Origin of the sequence: Streptomyces hirsutus, assembly GCF_001418415.1 — a bacterium.
GTDB classification, from domain to species: Bacteria; Actinomycetota; Actinomycetes; order Streptomycetales; family Streptomycetaceae; genus Streptomyces; species Streptomyces hirsutus.
This window is the reverse complement of record NZ_LIQT01000177.1, coordinates 1-14,775: the sequence shown is the minus strand read 5'-3', so window position 1 is coordinate 14,775 and position 14,775 is coordinate 1. Positions and strand designations below refer to the sequence as shown.

Here is a 14,775-nt window from a genome sequence, read left to right as displayed (position 1 = left end):
ACTCCCCGCAACACGGGGGTCTTGGGGAGGTCATGGATTGCAAGGCCAAGGGATCGCGTAGCCTGGGGAAATGCTGACCGAGGTCACCGCTACCCGTTACCTCACACCCTTGCGGTCCGGCGGGTCCGTGCCCGGGGTGTTCGAGACCGACGACCTGGGCACCTACGTCGTGAAGTTCACGGGGTCCGCGCAGGGGCGCAAGGCACTGGTCGCCGAGGTGATCGTCGGGGAGCTGGCCCGTGCCCTGGGGCTGCGGTTCCCGGAGCTGGTCCTGGTGGACTTCGATCCCGCGATCGCCGGCAGCGAGCCGCATCAGGAGGTGCGCGAGCTGCACGCCGCCAGTGCCGGGACCAACCTCGGCATGGACTATCTCCCGGGGGCGCGGGACTTCACGCCCGAGGTCGCCGAGGTCTTTCCCGTCGACCCGGTGGAGGCCGGGCGGATCGTCTGGCTCGACGCGCTCACGGTGAACGTGGACCGGACCGTCCACAGCTCCAATCTGATGCTCTGGCCGACGCTCGGCGTCGCGCCGCCCCGGCTGTGGCTCATCGACCACGGGGCCGCGCTCGTCTTCCACCACCGCTGGGACGCGTCCGACCCGGCCAAGGCGTACGACTTCCGCCACCACGCCCTCGGCGGCTACGGTCCCGACGTCCGCGCCGCCGACGCCGAACTCGCGCCGAAGGTGACCGAGGAACTGCTGCGGACCATCACCGCCGAGGTGCCCGACGCCTGGCTCGCCGGGGAGACGGACTTCGCGACGCCCGACGCGGCCCGCGAGGCGTACGTGACGTATCTGTACGCGCGGGTGCGGGCCTCGGCCCAGTGGCTGCCGACCGACTTCCCCGGCGCGGCGGAACTGGCCGCGGAGAACGCCCGCCGGGCGGCGCGGACCCGGCAGGGGCGCCCGGCCTGGCTCAAGAACGTTCCCGATCTGCACGGCAGGCCCGCGGCGGAGCAGGACTGGTCGGTGCACCTGGGGTGACGGGAGACCCGCCCCCGCGTGGCGGCCCCCGGGCGGGCGTCAGCCCTTGAGCCGCTCGTAGGCCCGGCAGGGCCGGACAGTCGGCGTAGTCCTCGAGGGCGACCGTCAGAGAGGGGAGGACGGCGCACGGGAGGACTCCTCGGGGCACGCGGACGGGGGACGGGGCGGCGGCTGCCCTACGTGCCCGAGTCGGTCGTCGACACCTGTCCGAACCTGTCCGAGGTCGCCGCCGCTCTCGTCGAGCACCACCCCGGCCGCGGCCCCTGGCCCGCTGCACGCCGCGAGCCGGCCCACCACGACCTCCCCGAGACCGTGGATCGGCTCACCGGCCCCACCCTCCCCGGCACGACCGGCCTGCTGCTGCGCCGGGCCGGCGCCGCCGGCCGGCGGGGGCAGGGATCAGCCCGACGCGACCGTTGCCGATCGGCCGCACCGGACTGACCAGGCGGGCGGCACGGCGCTCTCAGGTGATCGGCGTGGACACCGTGCCGATGCCGTCGATGGTCACTTCGACCAGGTCCCCGGGCTTCATGTACCACCGTGGCGTGCGAGCCCGTCCCACGCCTCCGGGGGTGCCGGTGAGGATCAGGTCCCCGGGGTGCAGCGGCAGCATGGTGGACACGTACGCGACCAGGTGCGCGGGAGTGAACAGCAGGTCGGCGATCCGGTGCTCCTGAACCGGCGTGCCGTTGAGCGTGATCCGCAGCACGGCCGTCTCGGCATCGAACTCGTCGGGTGTGACCAGGACCGGCCCGACCGGGGTGGAACGCGCCCAGATCTTGCCCTGCAGCCACTGGGTCGAGCGGTACTGCCATCCCCGCATCGAGATGTCGTTGGCCACCGTGAAGCCGGCGATGTGCTCTTCCGCTTCCTCCTCGCTCACCTTGTACGCGGTCCGCCCGACCACGACGGCGAGTTCGCCCTCCCAGTCCATCTCCGGGTCCTCCGCCACGGCCGCCACCGCGTCGGCGGGACTGGTCAGCGTGTCGGCGAACTTCGCGAAGAGGGTGGGGTACTCGGGCAGTTCCCGGCCCATCTCCTGAATGTGACCCGTGTAGTTGAGGCCGGCGCACAGCACCTTCGACGGATTCGGTACGACTGCCTGGAGTCCGACATCGCCGATGCGGTGCCGGCTCCCGGCGGCCTCCCGCGCGATCTGCTGCCAGTCGTCGTGCGCCAGCAGAGAACCGATGTCGCAATGGCCGGGTATCTCGGTGAGCACCTCACCGTCCAAGCGGGCTGCGCTCGTCCCCCGGGAGGTGCGCATCGTTGCGAGTTTCATGTGCTCCCCTTTCCTCTCACACCGTCACCTGCTCGGGAACGACGAGGTCGAAGAACCCCCAGTGCGACCCGGCGGGCAGAGTGCCCGACAGGATCCGGCCGCACTTCTGCGTCACGATGTGCGAGGACCCCCGGTGCAGGCTTCCGGCATGGCTGTCGCGGAAGAAGCGTTGCAACGCGCCGTTCCGCATGACCTGGGCACCGGCGAAGCGATGCACGAGCTGACTGATCTCCAGCGCGGTCCGGGTGGCGAGGCTGCAGGCGAGCCGCGACATCGTCTCCTGCTCGTCGTCGAGTGGGGACTGCGCCTCGAGCGTCGACTCGTTGTCGCGCCAGGTCTCGCGCAGCAGTGCCATGGTGCCCCGGACGTGCGAGAAGTGCCGTGCGTACTCCGCGAAGAACTCGTCACTGGTGACCGGGGACCCCGCCGCGGGATCCTTGTGCTGCGTCAGCTCGCGCAATTCGTCGAGCATGCGCCGCCCGACCCCCTGCGACCAGGCCGCCTGGTGCAGACCGGCCAGCAGAGCGGGACTCAGGCCCCGCAGGGAACGACCCCGCCGGGCGTGCTCCGGGCCGGGGCGGAAGACGTACGTGTCCTTGATCAGCAGGTCTTCGGCCCGGTAGTCGAGGCTCGCCGTCGCCCGCAGCCCGAGCATGTCCCAGTTGTCGCTGATCCGCAGGGCAGCGCGGGGAACCAGGCAGACCAGCCTCTCTCCCGTCCCTTGGACCGTCACCGCGAGATTGAGGTGTGTGGCCATGGACACCCCGGCCGCGAACTGCCAGACCCCGTTCACCCGGTAGCCGCCGTCCTCCCGTACGGCCTGGCCGGTGAACGAGGTGGACTGCCCCGCCACCAGGGGAAACGTTTCCTTGGTGAAGAGCTCGGCCACCGCCTCGTCGCCCAGGTACGTGGCCGCGGCCGCCGTCTCGCTCGCCACGGCGCGCACCAGCCACCCCAGCGAGGAATCGGCGTGCGACAGCTTCTCCATCACCTGCAGGATCTGCAGGGGAGACGCCTCCATGCCGCCGAGTTCGGCCGGCACCATCAACGTGAAGACTCCGCTGTCGCGGAGCGCGTCCTGCACCACCGGAGTCGGACGCCGCAGGCGCTCGCTGTCCATGGCCTCGCTCTGCAACAGGGGGTAGATCTCGTCCAGTTGCCTCAGCAGCCCGGAGAAGCCCTCGTTCATCCGTGTCTGGACCGTCATGACCGGCTCCTCTCCGACTGCGCACCGCCGTCGGCGGTCTCGCTCTCCTGGGCCAGGGCGCTCCACCGACCGCGGTAGAAGAGCAGGGGGTTGGTGTCGTCCTGCTGGCCGTAGGACGACACGCGACCGAGGACCAGGACGTGGTCCCCGCCGTCGTAGCCCGCCCACGGAGTGCACTGGAAGTACGCCAGCGAACCGTTGATCCGCGGCGCGTTGTCGTCGTCGACCCACTCGATGAGGTGGGCGTCCTGCGGCTTGCCCGCGAAGTGGAGCGCGGTGCCGAGCTGGTTGTCGCCGAGCACGTTGACCGCGAAGGGCCGCTCGAGCAGATAGGTCAGGGCCCGAGAGTTCCGCTGCATCGAGACCAGCAGCAGCGGCGGATCCAGGGACACCGAGGTGAAGGAGTTCACGGTGACGCCGTAGTAGCTGTCGCCGGACCGGTACGTGAGCACGACGACGCCCGTGGCGAAGTTGCCCAGGGTGTTGCGAAGCAGGCGGGGATCGGCGAGCGAGGGGACCGCGACGCTCGACGCGAGGGTCTTCGCGTCAGCGGCTTTCTCATAGATCTCGGAGTCCCACATGATGTCGGTCATCCCGAACCTCCTGGAAATCGTGGGTTCGGCCCGTGCGGGCCAGGGCGGGCCGGCGGCCACGTGCCGTGGGGCGTGGCCGCCGGCGGGGTCAGACGGCCTCTTCGACGGCTTCCTCACCCGCGACGAACGTGGTGCCGGTGCCTTCGGGCAGCCAGGTCCGCAGGACCGGGTAGGCGACCAGGGCCAGCACGAACGACACCAGGAAACCGAGGGCGAAGACGTCGGTGGCCATCAGGACCGTGCCGACGGCGGCGGACAGCACCAGCGTGATGACGCCGGCCCAGTTCCACTTCTCCACCCGGTGGGTGGCCCGGTCGTACCGCGCGCGCCGCACCAGGTAGTAGTCCGCGATCATCACGCCGCACATGCCGAGCGTCATGGAGCCCAGGTACGCCAGGTAGGCGGCGAACTGCTCCAGGATGCCGGCGGCGATCATCACCAGGGCGATGACGTTTCCGATCACCACCATCGCCGCCCGGCCCGGCTTCCACCCGGTCAGGGAGTCGATCAGGTTGACCAGCGACAGCGAGCCCGAGTAGGCGTTGATGGCCTGCGCCTTCGCCTGGGCGGCGTAGATCGTGACGAATCCCGTCCAGCCGGCGAAGATGACGAAGAAGGCACCTGTGTTCTCCATGACGAACGTGCTGCCCGCGGCGCCGGCCGCTTCCTCGCTCAGGCCCGCGTCGTTGGCCATGAGGTAGTCGATGACCTCGGGCATGCCGCCGATCACGACGAGCGATCCCAGGACGGTCATGATGACGTTCTGGGTGATCGGGCCGGAGGCGGCCAGCACCGTCACGTCGCGGCGCGTGCGGCAGTAACGGGCGAAGTCCGTCGTGACCAGGGCGATGGTTCCCGCCGTGGCACCCATGACCCCTATCGCGGCTTCGAACTTCGGCCAGAGACCGCCGGGGACGACACCGCCGTAGGTGAACACGTCCATCGGGTCGGCGCCCTGGATCACATAGATATGAATGATCATGTAGATCGTGACCAGGAGCGTGACCACGGTCAGGACGGCCGACGCACGCAGCGCGAGCTTGAGGCCGAAGATGGCCAGAGCGATCCAGGCCAGCGTCATGAGGCCGTAGAGGAGAATGCGCATCGGCCAGGAGTCCGGCAGGTCGAGCATCAGCAGCGTGCCCTGGTAGAGGAGGGCGGACTCCATGGCCAGGAAGCCGAGGATCATGAACGCGAAGATGATCGAGCCGATCGACGAGCCCATGAAGCCGAACCCGAAGAACCGGGAGGTGATGGTGCTCGACATGCCGGTTTCGAAGGCCATCCGCCCGAGGGCCTTGCCGAGGAGCACGGCGAAACCCGCGACGAGGACACCGACGATCATGCCCACCGCGAAACCGGCGAGCACGACCGTGAAGCCGGCGATGGCGAAGATGACGAGCGCGGTCGCGACACTGATCGGACTGAGGGAGAGCTGATAGCCGCTCTTCCGCTCTGACATCGGGACGCTGACCAGGGCATGGTCTTCCGCCGCGGCCGCCAGTGCCGAATCGGTGGATCTGGGATTTCTGGTTGGTGAGGACACGGTTCCTACCCCCGAGGGATATGGCGCCCACGGCCACTTCGCACCGTGGGACGCGCGTTGAGTCGCTGAGAGCGCTCAGTCGACGCTGCAGCCGGCCACCGCGATGGCCTCGATCTCGAGCAGGATCTCCGGCTTGGCGAGAGCGGAGACCTCGACCAGGGAGCACGCCGGGAAGTCGCCGGAGAAGAACTCCTGACGGGCCTTCCACACCCCGGCGTTGTCCCCCATGTCCGTGACGAAGATCGTCATCTTGACGATGTCGTCCATGACCGCGCCGGCCGCCTCGACCAGGTCCTTGATCTTCTGGAAGACGACCTTGGCCTGGTCGTAGGCTGTGTCGCCGAGGACGCGCACCCCGTCCTGTCCGCGCGCGGTCATTCCGGAGATCATGATCAGGTCGTCGACCCGCAGGCAGTTCGACCACATTTTGTCCGCCGGCTCACGTACGGCGTCGGAGATGAAACGTTTCTTCTTCATTGCTGTGCTCCTCACAGGTCGATCCGGTTGTCCCAGGCGGAGGTCCCGCCCCAGTTCACGCAGACGCTCTGGCGGCGCATGAAGCCCTTCCACGCGTCCGAGCCGGCGGTGCGGCCGCCCCCGGTCTCCTTCTCGCCGCCGAACGCGGAACCGACGTCGGCGCCCGTGGTGCCCATGTTGATCCGGACGATGCCGCAGTCACTGCCGCGGGCGGAGAGGAACGTTTCGATGTTGGTCAGGTTCGTGCTGTGCATGCCCGAGGCGAGCCCCTGGGCGACGCCGTTGTGGATCTCGATGGCCTCCTCGAGATCGTCGTAGGTCAGCACGGAGACGATCGGCACGAAGGTCTCCGACTGGGCGATCTCGAAGTGCGGCTCGACACCCGTGACGATGGCCGGCTCGACGTACAGACCAGGGCGGTCGATCACGTGGCCGCCGTACACCACGGTGGCTCCCTCACGTTCGGCACCGGCGAGGACCTTCCGGTAGTCCTCCACCGCCTGCCCGTCGATCAGCGGGCCGACCACGGTGTCCGGGTCGCGCGGGTCACCGATGGCGATCTGGTCGAAGGCCTTCTTCAGCAGCTCGACCAGCTCGTCCGCGATGCTCGCGTGGGCGATGACACGGCGGGTGCTCGTGCAGCGCTGGCCCGTCGTGCCCACCACGCCGAACGTCAGTGCCCGGGCGGCGAGTTCGAGGTCGGCGGTCTCGTCGACGATGCAGCCGTTGTTGCCCGAGCACTCCAACTGGTACCGGCGTCCGAGCGTCGAGCCGACGATGTCGGCGACCTTGCGGCCCACCGTCGTCGAACCGGTGAACGAGATCATGGCGACACGGGTGTCGGCGACCAGCTTCTCGGCGACGGCGTTGTCGTCGGGAATGAACAGGGAGAACACACCCTCGCAGCCCATCTCCGCCGCCGCCTTGTTGACCAGCTTCTGCACGGCGATCGCGGTCAGCGGGACCTTCGGGCTCGGCTTCCAGATCACCGTGTTGCCGGCGATCGCGGACAGGAACCCGTTCTGCGCCCACACGGCGGCCGGGAAGTTGTACGCGCTGATCAGCCCGACGACGCCCAGCGGCAGCCACTGGTCGTACATGCGGTGCTCGACCCGCTGGGACTGCTGGGTGAAGCCGTACATCATCCGCGCCTGACCGGCGGCCAGCGTCGACATGTCGACCGCTTCGCGGAGCTCGCCCTTGGCCTCCATCGTCGACTTGCCGGTGTCCAGCGAGACGACCGCGGCCAGGCTCTCCAGGTTCTCCTCGATCAACTGGCCGATCCGGCGCACGAATTCGCCACGCCGCGGCGGCGGCACCATCCGCCAGCGCTTCTGGGTCTCGACGGCGGCGGCCACGAGCGTCTCGTAGTCCTGTCCGTCCGAGGCCGCGATCCGGCCGACGACCTCACCGTCGGCGGGACACTGCGCCTCGATGACCGGCCGTCCCTCGGTGGTTCCCCAACCGATCGAATCCCCGTAGGTACCGGAGTGCACCTGGTCCAGACCGAATTCGGACAGGACCTTTTCGGTGTCGAACAGAGTCTTGGTGGTTTCGCTCATCATCGCTTTCCATCAACGTCGCGGGTTCGGCGGCAATACGTCGGACGGGCCGGCACCTCACTCCTTGGCAAGGAAGTCCCCGATCGTCTCGTCCGTGTGGTACTCGGGCTTCTCGTAGTAGTGCGGGCCGTCGTAGATCTCGATCAGCACACTGCGCTCGTGCGCCAGCGTCGGACCGTGCGGGTGGTCCTTCGGGTTCATGTAGAAGGAGCCCGGACGCAGCCGCAGGCCGGAGTCGGTGTACTCGTAGTCGCCCTCGAGGCAGTACATGAACTGGTTCGAGGCGTGCGTGTGCTTGGTCGGGATGGTGCCGCCCTTGTCGTACTCGAGCAGGGCGATGCTGGCTCCGGTGTCCGGGTTCTTGTGGAGGAAGTACTGACGGAACCCGTAGTCGGGATAGTCGATCCAGTCCTCGTCCTCGAGGGCATCGAGGTCCGCGGCATGGATCAGGACCTCGAGCGACTTCATGGTCTCGGGGTTGATGTTCATGGTTCACTCCCGTCCGGGGCGGCCGGCGGCCACCCACGTGTCGTATTCCTGGCGGCTTTCAGGTGTGGCGGGGAAGAGCCCGAAGAGGGACCGGCCGCGCTGGATCTCCAGTGCCGCGAACTCCTCGTACGCGGCGGCGTCGGCGGCCTCCGCGGCGACCTCGGCGGCCAGTTCCCCGGGGATGACCGCGACGCCGTCGCTGTCGCCCAGCACCACATCGCCCGGGTAGACCGCCACTCCGCCGCAGCCGACGGGTTCGTCGAGCGCCACCGGGTGCAGGGCGATGGGGGTGGCCCTGGGCGCGTTGTCCCGCTGGTAGCACGGCAGGCCGGTCTCCCTGACGGCCGCCGAGTCCCGGTAGCCGCCGTCGGTGACCACGCCCGACACACCGCGCTGCTTCAGCCGCGCCGCCATCATGTCGCCCATGGACGCGGCCGTCGTGCAGCCGAACGCGTCGATCACGAGCACCGCGCCGGGCGGGCACTCCTCCATCGCCCGCCGGTGCAGGTTCTCGCTGCTCGCATAGTTGGCGAGGGTGTCGAGGTCCTCGCGTGCGGGGATGAACCGCAGCGTGTAGGCCGGGCCCACCAGCGGCTGCTGGCCGGCTGCCAGCGGCCGCACGCCGTTCATGATCACGTTCCGCAGGCCGCGCCGGAGCAGCATGTTGGCCACGGTGGCCGACCCCGCTTGCGCCAGTTGTGCGCGGACCTGCTCCGGCAGCGGCTGGGCGAGGTCCGTGCTCGCTGCGCCGGTCACCGGAAGAACTCCAGGGGCGGGCGGTTCCCCCACTGGGTGGTGTCACTGGCCGTGCCGTTGAACTGGGTCGGCCGGTGGCGGTGGTCGACGACGTCGCCGTCGGTGTAGTGCTCGATACGGAAGCCGAACGGGTCCTTCCAGTAGTCGAAGATCTGGCTGCCGAGCAGGTGGCGGCCGACTCCGACGTCCAGGGTGTACCCCTGCTGGACGAGGTAGTCGTGCGACGACATCACCGCGTCCATGTCGGTGACCTCGAACGCGCTGTGGTGGACGCCCACCCAGTCCGACTGCAGGACGAGCATGAAGTGGTGGTCCACCAGCTGCTCGCCCAGGTCCAGCCGGACGAAGGTGCCGACCACGGGGCCCTCTTCACCCGGCGGGACGAAGTAGTCCGAGGGAAGGAAGTTGAAGCGCTCGTTCAGCCAGGCCATCGACGCGTCGTGGTCCTTCACATGGAGCACGAAGTGGCCCAGGCGTGCGATGGTGCACGGCGCCACGGGCTGGCGGACGGCGGCGTTCACCCGGTTCTTGTCGCGGATGTTGTTCATGACGAAGGGGTCGCGGTCCGCGATCGGCTCGGCCTTCCGCCTGCCCCAGACCGCCCGGATCTCGATGCCGTCGGGCATGGTCATCGAGACTTCGTGGCCGCCGCCGGGCTCCGTCGACTCCCGGACCGGGGACGACCCCGGCTTCGCGGCGAGCTCGACGAGGTCGTCGTAGCCGGCGACCTCGATCGAGGCGCCGATGAAGCGCTGCTTGTCGGCCTTGCGGGTCACATGGATGTGGTGCTGCGTGCCCGTTCCCCGCATGTACAGGGTCCGGTCGTCGCTGCCTTCGGCCTTCACCATGCCGAACGCGGTCAGGAACTTCTCCATCACCTCGAGATCCGGTGCCTCGTAGGTGACGTGGGCAGCATCGATTGCCGTAGCCACGGGTCCTCCTGTGGTGGATGGGAGCGCGGCGGCGCGCACGGAGCCGGCGCCGCCGGATGAGCCGGGGCTCCCGCTCGGCCGGGAGCCGCGCGGACGGTCAGCCCTTGAGGATGCTGACGTCGTCCGGGCCCTTCAGGTCCGGCACGGTCCAGCCGTCCAGGTCGTACTCGTCCATGGCGCTCTGCGCGAAGTCCTTGCAGTAGTCGAGGAGACCGCTGCCCCGTGCGCCGAACAGGTTGGTCTGACGCGTCACGTCGTTGCTGCCGATGTAGTTGATCTCGTACAGCTCGTGGCGGGCTCCGAACTCCGTGCCGATGGAGTCCCAGAGCATCTTCATGACCTTGACGCGCTCCTCGGCGCCGATGCCCCCCGTACCGCGCAGGTAGGTGTCCAGGTAGCCGCGGATCTCGGGCGTCCTGAAGTCCTTCGCGTGGGAGTTGAGGTAGATCAGGCCGCTGGCCACGACCTGCTCGATGATGTTCTTGACCTTCGGCATGGCCAGCTGGTTCATCACGCGGTAGGCGCCGGCGAACTGCGGGTCGGGCTGGATCATGCCGCCCTTCCACGGCACCGCGCTCTTGGCCATCGCGTCCGACAGCGCCCAGAACGTGTTGCGCCAGGCGATGACCTCGCCGAGCTGGGACATGACGCCGTGGAACTGGCCTGCTCCGGTGACGTCGAGGGCGCGGGACAGCATGCCGACCAGGAAGTCCATCTTGACGGCGAACCGGGTGCAGCCGTGCAGGGAGGCGCGCTCCAGGTAGCCGGAATGGATGTTGTACTTGTTGGCCTGTTCCAGGTCGTTGTAGATGAAGGTGTTCTCCCAGGGGACGAACACGTCGTCGAGGACCAGGATCGCGTCGTTCTCGTCCAGCCGGCTCGACAGCGGGTAGTCGAACGGGCTGCCCAGCACGGCCGCGCGGTACTCGTTGGACGTACGGCAGATCAGCTTCACGCCGGGAGCGTTGGTGGGCGTGATGAACACCGGCGAGTAGGCCGGGTCCTGCACGGCGACCTGGCCCACGTGACCGACGAAGGTGTAGTGCGTCAGGGCCGATCCGGTGGCCACCACCTTGGCGCCCGAGACGTAGAAGCCGGCGTCGGTCTCCCTGGTGACCCGGATGAAGACGTCCTTGCCCGCGTCCGCGCCCATACCGCGGTCCACCGGCGGGTTCATGATCGCGTGGTTGATGTACCAGGTCTTCTCCTGGGCCTTGCGGTACCAGGCGCGCGCGTTGTCCTCGAACCCGCGGTAGAACTCGGCGTTGGCGCCGAGGGTGCCGAGGAAACAGCCCTTGTAGTCGGGAGAGCGGCCCATCCAGCCCCAGGTGATCTTCTGCCACTCGGCGATCGCGTCGCGGGAGGCCACCTGCTCCTCGACGCTCTTGGGCGCCTGGTAGAAGCGGTGGGTGAAACCTCCCCACTCCGTGGGCGCGGTGAGGATGTCCTTGCGCGCCGGGTCGTGCAGGGCGTCGTACATGCGAGCGATCATGCGGGCGGAGTTACGGAAGGCGGGGTGCTCGGCGATGTTCTCCACCCGCTCCCCGTAGATCCAGACCTCGCGGCCGTCGTTGAGGCTCTCGAGATACTCGTCTCCGGTAAGGGGGAGATACTCACGGCCGGCAGGGCTGTGTGCAGACTGGTTCGCGTTTCCTGTCGTCATTGACCGGGGCCCCTTCTTTTCGTGCGCGGAACCGCGTTAATCCCTCGGTTCGTGCAGCCAATACGAGAGCAGCGATCGTGCGAGGTTTTTACCTCTCGATCCGAAACTGCCTACGCCGTCGAATTGCCGGGAAGACTGGCACGGCTTATGACGCGGGGCAAGAGAAGTGAGAAGAGGGCGACGGCGCTCGATGGCGCCGGACCGCCTCGACCGCCTCGGCCGACGACCTGTCCGTCGGCCGGCGCGTGGTCGAAAAACTGCCTCTGACCAGGCATTTTGAGTGTCGCCCAGGACGCCGGGGGGCAGGGGAAAGGCGTCAGGAAGTGACGTATATCACACGAAATTCATCGCAGTTCATGGAGTCGCCTGCTTGACTTCCCCTGCCCTTTCCATACAGGAGGCCATAGGGGGGTATGAAGTTTCGTGTATGGCTGCGCTCACCGCCCGAGCGTACGGCGGTGCTCGGCGACGATGCGCGTCGCCTGCAGCCACCGCTCCATCAACGGCGTGACCTCGGTCCCGCGTTTCCACAGGAGCGTCGCCTGCATGGGTCTGAGCCATCGCGGGGGATCGAGCAGGGCCACCGCGTCGCTTTTCCCGGCCATGCGCTCGGTCACGGGGGCGACGCCCAGCCCCGCGGCGACGAAAGCGAGCGCGGTCTGGGGCGTGGAGACCTCGATGACTTCGAAGGAGTGGTCGGCCGACAGGGCTTTCTCCGCGGCGTCCGGCATTCCCGAGAAGGCGGGAATCGGGGACGGAAGAATCCAGCGGCCCCAGCCCTTCCCGTCAGGGTGCTGTTCCTTCGCGCGATATTTCGGCACAGCGAGCTTGATGTCGATGTCGATAACGGGATACCACTCGCAGATGTCCGCGACGAACCCGGCGAATTGTGCGGGGGCGAACGGAACGCAGCCCATGTCCAATTCACCCGCCCGAATCCGTTGAACGATCACATCGGGAGTGACGTCGATCAGGCTCACGCGGGCACTGGGAGCCTGGTCGAGGAACTCGGCCAGGACATCGGCGATGATTTCGTTGATGACCATGGGCTCCACACCGATGCGCAGGTCTCCGGCCGCCCCCTCGGCCATCGACCTCAGCGTCTCGACCACGCGGTTCCGGTCGGCGAGCAGCCGCTCGCCTCTGGACAACAGGTGGAGCCCGGCCTGGGTGGGGTGGACACCCTTCGCCGTCCGCTCGAGAAGACGCACACCGAGCTCCCGCTCCAGCTTCGTGATGGCGTGGCTCACCGGCGGCTGTGTCATGTTCAGATTCTTGGCGGCCTGTGAAACCGAGCCGGCTTCGACGACGGCCCTGAAGTACTCGAGCTGGCGAAAATCCATGCCGTCTGCATTTCACGGCTTCCGGGGAATGTCAACAGATGACCGACCAACTCGGAGAAGGGGGAATAAATCAGTCAGATGGACTGGGTGCTTCGGGGATATGGCCACCCGCGGCGCCGGACAAGTCCCCTCGCGTACCGGGAGCGCGTCGAACTCCGGGGCGCGGACGGCCGAGCGGCCCCGGGTGCGGCATGGGCCCCCGGGGGTCTCCCGGGGGCCACGGGTGCAGGTGGACGTCAGCCCTGGAGCTGCTCGTACGCCGGCAGGGTGAGGAAGTCGGCGTAGTCCTCGTCGAGGGCGACCGTCAGCAGCAGGTCGTGGGCCTGCTGCCAGTGGCCCGCCGCGAAGGCCTCCTCGCCCAGCTCGCCGCGGATGTTCGACAGTTCCTCGGCGGCGACCCGGCGGGCCAGCTCCGCGGTGACCGGCTCGCCGTTGTCGAGGACGACGCCCGCGTTGATCCACTGCCAGATCTGGGAGCGGGAGATCTCGGCGGTGGCCGCGTCCTCCATCAGGTTGAAGATGGCCACCGCGCCGAGGCCGCGCAGCCACGCCTCGATGTAACGGATGCCCACCTGGACCGCGTTGACCAGGCCCGCGTACGTCGGAGTGGCTTCCAGGGAGTCGATCGCGAGCAGGTCGGCGGCGTGGACGTCGACGTCCTCGCGCAGCCGGTCCTTCTGGTGCGGCCTGTCGCCGAGCACCCGGTCGAAGGATTCCATGGCGATCGGGACCAGGTCCGGGTGGGCGACCCAGGAGCCGTCGAAACCGTCGTTCGCCTCACGGTCCTTGTCGGCGCGCACCTTCTCGAACGCGACCTTGTTGACCTCCGGATCCCGGCGGGACGGGATGAAGGCGGCCATGCCGCCGATCGCGTGCGCCCCCCGCTTGTGGCAGGTGCGCACCAGGAGTTCGGTGTACGCACGCATGAACGGAGCCGTCATCGTGACCGCGTTGCGGTCCGGCAGGACGAATTTCTCCCCGCCGTCACGGAAGTTCTTGACGATGGAGAACAGGTAGTCCCAGCGCCCGGCGTTCAATCCGGAGGCATGGTCGCGCAGCTCGTAGAGGATCTCCTCCATCTCGTACGCGGCCGTGATCGTCTCGATGAGGACGGTGGCGCGCACGGTGCCCTGAGGAATGCCCGCATAGTCCTGGGCGAAGACGAACACGTCGTTCCACAGACGGGCCTCGAGGTGGGACTCCGTCTTCGGGAGGTAGAAGTACGGGCCCTTGCCGAGGTCCAGGAGGCGCTGGGCGTTGTGGAAGAAGTACAGCCCGAAGTCGACCAGGGCGCCGGGCACCCGGGTGCCGTCGGCGTCGGTGAGATGGCGTTCGTTCAGGTGCCAGCCGCGTGGGCGCGTGACGACCGTCGCCAGTTCCCCGTCCGGGCGCAGGGCGTACGACTTGCCGGACACCGGGTCGGTGAAGTCGATGGTCCGGGTGTAGGCGTTGATCAGGTTGAGCTGACCGAGGACCACGTTCTCCCACGTGGGCGCGGAGGCGTCCTCGAAGTCCGCGAGCCACACCTTCGCACCCGAGTTGAGGGCGTTGACAGTCATCTTGCGGTCGGTGGGGCCGGTGATCTCGACCCGGCGGTCGTTCAGGGCCTCGGGGGCCGGGGCCACCCTCCAGGAGTCGTCCGCGCGGACGGCGGCCGTCTCGGGAAGGAAGTCGAGCGTGGAGGTGCGGGCGATCTCGGCACGGCGCTCCGCGCGGCGGGCGAGGAGTTCGTCGCGCCGGGGCGTGAACCGCCGGTGCAGCTCGGCCACGAAGGCGAGGGCCGCCTCGGTGAGGACCTCCTCCTGCCGGGGCAGGGGCTCGGCGTCGACGATGGCCAGCGGGTGCGGCGCTGGTGCGGACATCAGCTGTCACTTCCTTCGGCGGGCACGGCACCGGGTGCCGGTCGGCCCGAGGGCGGCGGAGAGCGCCCGGGGGAGGGG

14 protein-coding genes are annotated in these 14,775 nt (G+C 68.4%); 2 read left to right on the top strand and 12 right to left on the bottom strand.

The genetic code is table 11. The annotated features are described in order from the left end of the window. The first annotated feature begins 70 nt into the window (after positions 1 to 70). Both AOK11_RS14295 and AOK11_RS14290 read left to right on the top strand, forming a co-directional pair. Positions 71 to 985: a HipA family kinase gene (locus tag AOK11_RS14295; RefSeq protein WP_055594087.1), complete on the top strand. Its 915-nt coding sequence runs from the start codon at positions 71 to 73 to the stop codon at positions 983 to 985. Between the two features lie 180 nt (positions 986 to 1,165). After that, positions 1,166 to 1,426, top strand: coding sequence for a hypothetical protein (locus AOK11_RS14290; RefSeq protein WP_055594086.1), 261 nt, complete (start codon positions 1,166 to 1,168; stop codon positions 1,424 to 1,426). Between the two features lie 22 nt (positions 1,427 to 1,448). On the opposite strand, the gene AOK11_RS14285 is transcribed toward AOK11_RS14290, so the two are convergent. The 12 genes from AOK11_RS14285 to aceB form a co-directional block, all read right to left on the bottom strand. After that, positions 1,449 to 2,267, bottom strand: coding sequence for a fumarylacetoacetate hydrolase family protein (locus AOK11_RS14285; protein WP_055594085.1), 819 nt, complete (start codon positions 2,265 to 2,267; stop codon positions 1,449 to 1,451). 16 nt (positions 2,268 to 2,283) lie between these two features. After that, positions 2,284 to 3,474 (bottom strand): acyl-CoA dehydrogenase family protein, encoded by a 1,191-nt coding sequence (locus AOK11_RS14280; RefSeq protein WP_055594084.1) that lies wholly within the window; start codon positions 3,472 to 3,474, stop codon positions 2,284 to 2,286. Further along, positions 3,471 to 4,067, bottom strand: coding sequence for a flavin reductase family protein (locus AOK11_RS14275; RefSeq protein WP_055594083.1), 597 nt, complete (start codon positions 4,065 to 4,067; stop codon positions 3,471 to 3,473). The genes AOK11_RS14280 and AOK11_RS14275 overlap by 4 nt, the downstream gene beginning before the upstream one ends. An 88-nt stretch (positions 4,068 to 4,155) precedes the next feature. Further along, positions 4,156 to 5,529 (bottom strand): cytosine permease, encoded by a 1,374-nt coding sequence (locus tag AOK11_RS14270; protein WP_240497338.1) that lies wholly within the window; start codon positions 5,527 to 5,529, stop codon positions 4,156 to 4,158. Between the two features lie 159 nt (positions 5,530 to 5,688). Further along, entirely contained in the window at positions 5,689 to 6,090 is a 402-nt protein-coding gene (locus AOK11_RS14265) for a RidA family protein (RefSeq protein ID WP_055594081.1), read from the bottom strand. 11 nt (positions 6,091 to 6,101) lie between these two features. Next, the gene (locus AOK11_RS14260) at positions 6,102 to 7,655 is read right to left on the bottom strand and encodes an aldehyde dehydrogenase family protein (protein WP_055594080.1); all 1,554 of its coding nucleotides are present in this window, start codon (positions 7,653 to 7,655) and stop codon (positions 6,102 to 6,104) included. A gap of 54 nt (positions 7,656 to 7,709) precedes the next feature. Continuing rightward, entirely contained in the window at positions 7,710 to 8,141 is a 432-nt protein-coding gene (locus AOK11_RS14255; RefSeq protein WP_055594079.1) for a cupin domain-containing protein, read from the bottom strand. Positions 8,142 to 8,144: 3 nt separating this feature from the next. Continuing rightward, the gene (locus AOK11_RS14250; RefSeq protein WP_079034832.1) at positions 8,145 to 8,897 is read right to left on the bottom strand and encodes an RraA family protein; all 753 of its coding nucleotides are present in this window, start codon (positions 8,895 to 8,897) and stop codon (positions 8,145 to 8,147) included. Further along, positions 8,894 to 9,829 (bottom strand): VOC family protein, encoded by a 936-nt coding sequence (locus AOK11_RS14245; protein ID WP_240497337.1) that lies wholly within the window; start codon positions 9,827 to 9,829, stop codon positions 8,894 to 8,896. The genes AOK11_RS14250 and AOK11_RS14245 overlap by 4 nt, the downstream gene beginning before the upstream one ends. Before the next feature lie 97 nt (positions 9,830 to 9,926). Next, entirely contained in the window at positions 9,927 to 11,492 is a 1,566-nt protein-coding gene (locus AOK11_RS14240) for a 4-hydroxyphenylacetate 3-hydroxylase N-terminal domain-containing protein (RefSeq protein ID WP_055594078.1), read from the bottom strand. 437 nt (positions 11,493 to 11,929) lie between these two features. Beyond that, positions 11,930 to 12,835, bottom strand: a complete 906-nt coding sequence (locus tag AOK11_RS14235; protein ID WP_055594077.1) for a LysR family transcriptional regulator — start codon at positions 12,833 to 12,835, stop codon at positions 11,930 to 11,932. Positions 12,836 to 13,071: 236 nt separating this feature from the next. Next, positions 13,072 to 14,697, bottom strand: a complete 1,626-nt coding sequence (gene aceB, locus AOK11_RS14230) for a malate synthase A (protein WP_055594076.1) — start codon at positions 14,695 to 14,697, stop codon at positions 13,072 to 13,074. Positions 14,698 to 14,775: the final 78 nt, after the last annotated feature.

What these genes read in the sequence shown, in the direction of transcription:
- AOK11_RS14295 (WP_055594087.1), top strand. Translation starts at nt 71, where the DNA reads ATGCTGACCGAGGTCACCGCTACCCGTTACCTCACACCCTTGCGGTCC.
- AOK11_RS14285 (WP_055594085.1), bottom strand. Translation starts at nt 2,267, where the DNA reads ATGAAACTCGCAACGATGCGCACCTCCCGGGGGACGAGCGCAGCCCGC.
- AOK11_RS14280 (WP_055594084.1), bottom strand. Translation starts at nt 3,474, where the DNA reads ATGACGGTCCAGACACGGATGAACGAGGGCTTCTCCGGGCTGCTGAGG.
- AOK11_RS14275 (WP_055594083.1), bottom strand. Translation starts at nt 4,067, where the DNA reads ATGACCGACATCATGTGGGACTCCGAGATCTATGAGAAAGCCGCTGAC.
- AOK11_RS14270 (WP_240497338.1), bottom strand. Translation starts at nt 5,529, where the DNA reads ATGTCAGAGCGGAAGAGCGGCTATCAGCTCTCCCTCAGTCCGATCAGT.
- AOK11_RS14265 (WP_055594081.1), bottom strand. Translation starts at nt 6,090, where the DNA reads ATGAAGAAGAAACGTTTCATCTCCGACGCCGTACGTGAGCCGGCGGAC.
- AOK11_RS14260 (WP_055594080.1), bottom strand. Translation starts at nt 7,655, where the DNA reads ATGATGAGCGAAACCACCAAGACTCTGTTCGACACCGAAAAGGTCCTG.
- AOK11_RS14255 (WP_055594079.1), bottom strand. Translation starts at nt 8,141, where the DNA reads ATGAACATCAACCCCGAGACCATGAAGTCGCTCGAGGTCCTGATCCAT.
- AOK11_RS14240 (WP_055594078.1), bottom strand. Translation starts at nt 11,492, where the DNA reads ATGACGACAGGAAACGCGAACCAGTCTGCACACAGCCCTGCCGGCCGT.
- AOK11_RS14235 (WP_055594077.1), bottom strand. Translation starts at nt 12,835, where the DNA reads ATGGATTTTCGCCAGCTCGAGTACTTCAGGGCCGTCGTCGAAGCCGGC.
- aceB (WP_055594076.1), bottom strand. Translation starts at nt 14,697, where the DNA reads ATGTCCGCACCAGCGCCGCACCCGCTGGCCATCGTCGACGCCGAGCCC.